The sequence below is a fragment of the Coleofasciculus sp. genome (genome assembly GCF_046539235.1).
In the GTDB taxonomy this organism is placed as follows: domain Bacteria; phylum Cyanobacteriota; class Cyanobacteriia; order Cyanobacteriales; family Coleofasciculaceae; genus Coleofasciculus.
In genome coordinates this window covers 1-4,860 of sequence record NZ_JBKHHI010000468.1, presented here as the reverse complement: position 1 = coordinate 4,860, position 4,860 = coordinate 1, and the positions used below count along the sequence as shown (strand labels likewise).

General features: G+C 46.4%; 6 protein-coding genes. All 6 read right to left on the bottom strand.

Annotation, left to right across the window (positions count from 1 at the left end; translation table 11 throughout):
- On the bottom strand, nt 1–150 hold a 150-nt coding region (locus tag ACLFWI_RS26895; RefSeq protein ID WP_446415470.1), incomplete at its 3' end, for a DUF7380 domain-containing protein.
- A gap of 160 nt (nt 151–310) precedes the next feature.
- A complete protein-coding gene (locus ACLFWI_RS26890) occupies nt 311–610 on the bottom strand; it encodes a hypothetical protein (protein ID WP_446415469.1) in 300 nt (99 codons plus the stop codon).
- Nucleotides 607–900, bottom strand: a complete 294-nt coding sequence (locus ACLFWI_RS26885) for a type II toxin-antitoxin system RelE family toxin (protein ID WP_446409508.1) — start codon at nt 898–900, stop codon at nt 607–609. Before ACLFWI_RS26885 ends, ACLFWI_RS26890 begins: the two co-directional genes overlap by 4 nt.
- A gap of 335 nt (nt 901–1,235) precedes the next feature.
- Nucleotides 1,236–1,604: a DUF1667 domain-containing protein gene (locus ACLFWI_RS26880; RefSeq protein WP_446377500.1), complete on the bottom strand. Its 369-nt coding sequence runs from the start codon at nt 1,602–1,604 to the stop codon at nt 1,236–1,238.
- Between the two features lie 286 nt (nt 1,605–1,890).
- Nucleotides 1,891–3,159 carry an NAD(P)/FAD-dependent oxidoreductase gene (locus tag ACLFWI_RS26875; protein WP_446415468.1) on the bottom strand — a complete coding sequence of 423 codons (1,269 nt, stop codon included), beginning with the start codon at nt 3,157–3,159 and terminating at the stop codon, nt 1,891–1,893.
- Nucleotides 3,156–4,589 (bottom strand): FAD-dependent oxidoreductase, encoded by a 1,434-nt coding sequence (locus ACLFWI_RS26870; protein WP_446415467.1) that lies wholly within the window; start codon nt 4,587–4,589, stop codon nt 3,156–3,158. Before ACLFWI_RS26870 ends, ACLFWI_RS26875 begins: the two co-directional genes overlap by 4 nt.
- Nucleotides 4,590–4,860 lie beyond the last annotated feature (271 nt).

Genomic DNA, 4,860 nt, shown 5'->3' with positions numbered 1-4,860 from the left:
GCTGTCACCATGCGATTGATATTCTTCAGCTTTAGCTCGAAATGCTTTACTGTAGTTCTCACATTTCTTTGGGTTTGTTTGAGCTAATATCTCTGTCCATTGATACTTAGTGAAATCTGATAACTCAAATGACGGAATTTTTGGTGACATATTGACAGGCGTCAGCTAGTAAGCAAAATTTACAAAGTCATATAATCTCTCCAATCTAGCCATGGAGATATGGCTTGCCTAAAGTTACTAATTTGTAGTATATTATAATATTAAAAACTTCAAGCTAGAGCAAGAACTCTAGGAACCACGCTTGGCTATCTTAACCCTCTTTAGCCGCTTCCTTCTGTAAGCCAAGTTGCTTGCGAACCGCCTTTAACGATTTCCCCCGCTTTACCTTCGGGCAAACGCTTTGCTCTGGCACATCAGAAGCCGAAAGAACGTTCTTTTTTAAAGCCGCCTGTAGAAGATTTAATTCGTCTTGCAGATCTTCGAGTGATTCTCCGAAAGGCTCGATCGGCTTTTTTGAACAGGCAACTATCGCGCCGTGATCATCATAATATACGGTACGAATTGTGTAGCCACTATCCTCAAAGAACACCCGATAATCCCAGTTCATCATAGTTCTCCCTCCTCTCCTTGAAATATGTACTTGTTTCTCGGCTTGGCAGCGATGCGCTCAATACTGACGATTCTAACTTTCTCCTCAACGTTATACAGAACGCGATACATACCTAGCCTCAATTCCCATTGCGCTGTATCGTTTGGACGCAGGTGCTTCCGGTTGCGCGTCTCTGTCGTTGGCTCATGAGAAAGGTTTGCCTCAATACCGTCAAGAATCACATTCTGTTCGTATTTCTTAAACCACTGCAAATCCTTGATCGCTTGGTCTGTCAACTCAATTGCAAACACGGGTGGCTATCTATAGCACTACGCACACACGTTAGGACAAAATCAAGAAAAATTAAAATCGCTCAATCCCTTTTCAGGTAAGCTTTTGTCTTCACTATTGCCTATTGCCTATTGCCTATTGCCTAGCGCGTAGCGCTATATACTGTAATGTGTTTCCAGTAATCGTCTAGGCTACCATTAACATTTCCAACGAGGAAACAGAAAGATGGGGGAGTTCTCGGGTTGACTCAATTTGGCAATTTGACCGGGGCGGGTTTATATCAAGTTGCAGTCAAAGAGGTAATCTGTCCTCGAACGAAATCCTTCACTTCGTCCGAGGACAGAATCAATCTAATTCAAGCGGCTGGCATGTCTCTGGTAGCAACCACATCCGCCCCTGTTTCCAAGGCATTCGCCAAAATCACCTCACCCATTTTCACAGGTGCAGTTAGTTTCACTTGACGCAGTGCTTGGCACAATTCCTGCATTTTTTCCTTAGGAATAGCCATATTAGTTTTTACCGGTAGTCTAGCCCAACGCCCTTGTTCTACCTGTACAGTAGTTGTTACCATACGGCGAGGTTCGGTATGTTCTTGTTTAGCATACTCTTGTCCCCGTTTGCAGTTAAAACCCCGCACTTCGACAATTTTGTTGTCTTCATCTTCAACTTCTAAACGGCAACCTAGGGGACAGCCAATACAAAGGTAATGAGTAATCGTTGTCATAATAAATACCTGGTGATTGCTGATTGTTTATATCATGTCCGGTTGAATACTTACACCATTGGTGGAGACAAGGCTCTAGGACAGATGGCAGATGGTAGAAGGGAAAGAAGAAGGTTGCCAGGGAGAAGTAAATGATAACTGACGATAAGGACATGATATTACTAGAGACTCCTTCGCCACCCTTGAGGGAACCTGGTTTGTAGGGGCGGGTTTAAGGACTTTCTTTTGGTTGATGATGGTAACGTTGGTACGAAACCCGCCCTGACTCAATGTTGAGTTCACTTCTTTAATCTTCACAGGGTACTACATCTACCCGCAAGGTATCCCCGTGGAAGTTCTCCAAAAACCGAGGACGTACTTTGAGATTAACCATCTCTGCGGGGACGACATAGCGCAGTTTTTTCTCATACACGTTACCTAAGCGCAATACGCTTTGTTCCATGGGACAATTGACCCGCATGTAAACTGTGTGTTCTCTGTCAGTGGAAATAGTATGAGGGACGCAGTAGCGCACATTTTCCCCTGGAACTAGGCGAATATTATCCCCCGGAGGGCGTTGTTCGGTGACGTAAGCCGCAGCATTGCTGCCTGCGAGAAAGGCTTCCTGGCTGACAAAATCAACTAAGTCGTGAATATGGACAACATTACCACAAGCAAAGACCCCATCCATGGAGGTTTCCATCGTGCTGTTCACCACCGGACCACTGGTTACAGGGTCAATCTGGAGTTTCAACTGTCGAGATAGTTCGTTTTCTGGAATCAAGCCAATGGACAGCAGCAGGGTATCACAGGGAATATCCCAGCTTTTCTCTAAATTTGGGGTAAAGTTTTCATCAACGGGAGCAACGGTAACTTTTTCCACTCGATCTCTGCCATGAATATCCGCCACGGTTGTGGAAAGGTGCAGGGGAATGTCGAAGTCGTGCAGACATTGGACGATATTGCGATTGAGTCCATTGGCGTGAGGCATAATTTCAAACACGCCTGCGACTTCTACCCCTTCCAATGTCAACCGCCGCGCCATAATTAAGCCAATATCCCCGGAACCGAGAATCACTGCCCGATGTCCTGGCAGATAACCAATCATGTTGACAAATTTCTGGGCTAATCCGGCGGTCAAGACACCAGAGGCGCGAGTACCGGGAGTGCGAATGGCGCCGCGTGTGCGTTCTCTGGCACCCATTGCCAGTACAGCGGCTTTGGTGGAAAGAACGTGGACGCCTTGACTACCGGACATGAGTTTGACTTGTTTGTCAGCATTAATATCCAGTATGTAAGCATCGCTGACAATATCTATGTCCGTTTCTAAGACTTGCTCCAAAAACCGCTGGGCATATTCTGGACCGGTGAGTTCTTCTTTAAAATGCTGGAGTCCAAAACCCGGATGGATACATTGCAAGAGGATACCGCCTGCTTCTTTCTCCCGGTCAGCAATCAAAATGCGATCCGCTCCGGCTTGTCTAGCACCTAAGGCGGCTGCCATGCCTGCTGGACCGCCACCAACGACTACGACATCATACTCTTTTTTTAAGTGGCTGATTGTGTCTGTAATCATTTAGCTACCTCCTCCCGTTCCCTAACAATCCAAGTGTCGCCGCCACGTTTGGTAATTTGCGATAGCGGCTGGTCTAATTCTTGCGATAGCAGTTCCATACACCGTCCAGTACAGAACCCTCCTTGACAGCGCCCCATCCCGGCGCGGGTACGGAATTTGATGCCGTCGAGGGTGCGTGCGCCTCGATGAATGGAATCTAAAATCTCACCCTCGGTAATTAATTCGCAGCGACAAACAATGCGACCATAATGATGATTTTCTTGAGTCAGGGCGATTTGTTCGTCTGTGGACAAGGAAACAAAATGGATGGGTTTGGGAATGGAGGGGACAAAATCATCCTTGGGTTGTAAGGGCAGACCTTCGTCCCTTAATATATCTCCGACCATTTCAGCAATTGCCGGAGCCGCTGTGAGTCCGGGGGACTGGATACCTGCGACGTTAATAAAGCCCTTTTTGTCGGTCGAACCAATTATAAAGTCTTCGGTTTCCGTAACTGCCCGTAAACCGGCAAACTCAGCGATGCAATCCCTCGGACTAATACCGGGAACGACTTGTCTGACCATCTGGAAAACGGTTTGTCCTCCGGCTACGCTAGTGGTCAAGTCTTCCTTATCATCAACCATTTCTGCCGTGGGACCAACCATAATCGTGCCATCGTAGGTGGGGATGACGAGAATTCCTTTGGACACGGGAGTGGGACAGGGGAAAATTACCCGTTTGACTAAACCCATTAACCGCTTATCCAGGATATATTCCTCCCCTTTGCGAGGGCGAATCGTAAAGGGTTGGACTCCTGCCATCTGAGCGATACGGTCAGCCCAAAGTCCCGCTGCGTTTATGATAAAGCGAGTCGGGAATTCTCCGCGATTTGTTTTGATTGTCCAGGTGTCATCCGTTTGGTCAATATCCTGCACCAGACTATCGGTTACCAGTTCCAACCCATTCAGACAAGCATTTTCAATCAGAGCAAAACAGGCTTCGTAAGGATTGATCACACCTGTCGTTGGAGCATAGAGTCCGGCGATGGCGTCGGGATTGAGGCGGGGTTCTTCTCGCAGTAAGCGTTCCTGATCCCACATTTCCAGCCCAGGAACGCCTTTTTCTTCACCTTGTTGTTTGAGTTTCTCTAAGGTGGGGAGTTGTTCTTGGGCTAGAGCGACAGTCAGTTCGCCAATGCGCTTGAACCCGAAACCTAGCTCATCGCAGATTGTATCCCACATTTGATTCCCCAACCATTCTAGTTTCCCTTTCAAGGTTTTGGGGGAGCCGTGATGACCGCCGTGAATAATCCCACTGTTGGCTTTACTGGTTCCGAATCCGACTTCGCTCTCTTTCTCCAACAAGACAGCACGGATAGGATAGCGCATTAACTCACGCGCGATCGTGCAGCCAATTACACCACCGCCAATGATAGCTACATCGTAAACCATAGTTTTGACCTGTCATAATTTTTTTACTTAATTCCTCTTAGGGATTCTGAGAATAATTAAAATTGTCGATAGACTATTCCAGTATAAGAAACCAGCGTTTTGATATCGAACCTATCTCAAAATTTGTTAGATTTATTTAATTTAACTACAATACCAGACCAATCCAGTGATCCAAGCGGTACTCTAGAATTTATCTTTTGTAAAGATTTCCACACTATAAAGCCCTCTTTTCTTTAGGAAAAGAGGGCTTTATAGATAAAATAATAAGTCT

Bases quoted from the DNA above. Each gene is read 5' to 3' on its own strand.
- ACLFWI_RS26890 (WP_446415469.1), bottom strand. From the start codon at position 610: ATGATGAACTGGGATTATCGGGTGTTCTTTGAGGATAGTGGCTACACA.
- ACLFWI_RS26880 (WP_446377500.1), bottom strand. From the start codon at position 1,604: ATGACAACGATTACTCATTACCTTTGTATTGGCTGTCCCCTAGGTTGC.
- ACLFWI_RS26875 (WP_446415468.1), bottom strand. From the start codon at position 3,159: ATGATTACAGACACAATCAGCCACTTAAAAAAAGAGTATGATGTCGTA.
- ACLFWI_RS26870 (WP_446415467.1), bottom strand. From the start codon at position 4,589: ATGGTTTACGATGTAGCTATCATTGGCGGTGGTGTAATTGGCTGCACG.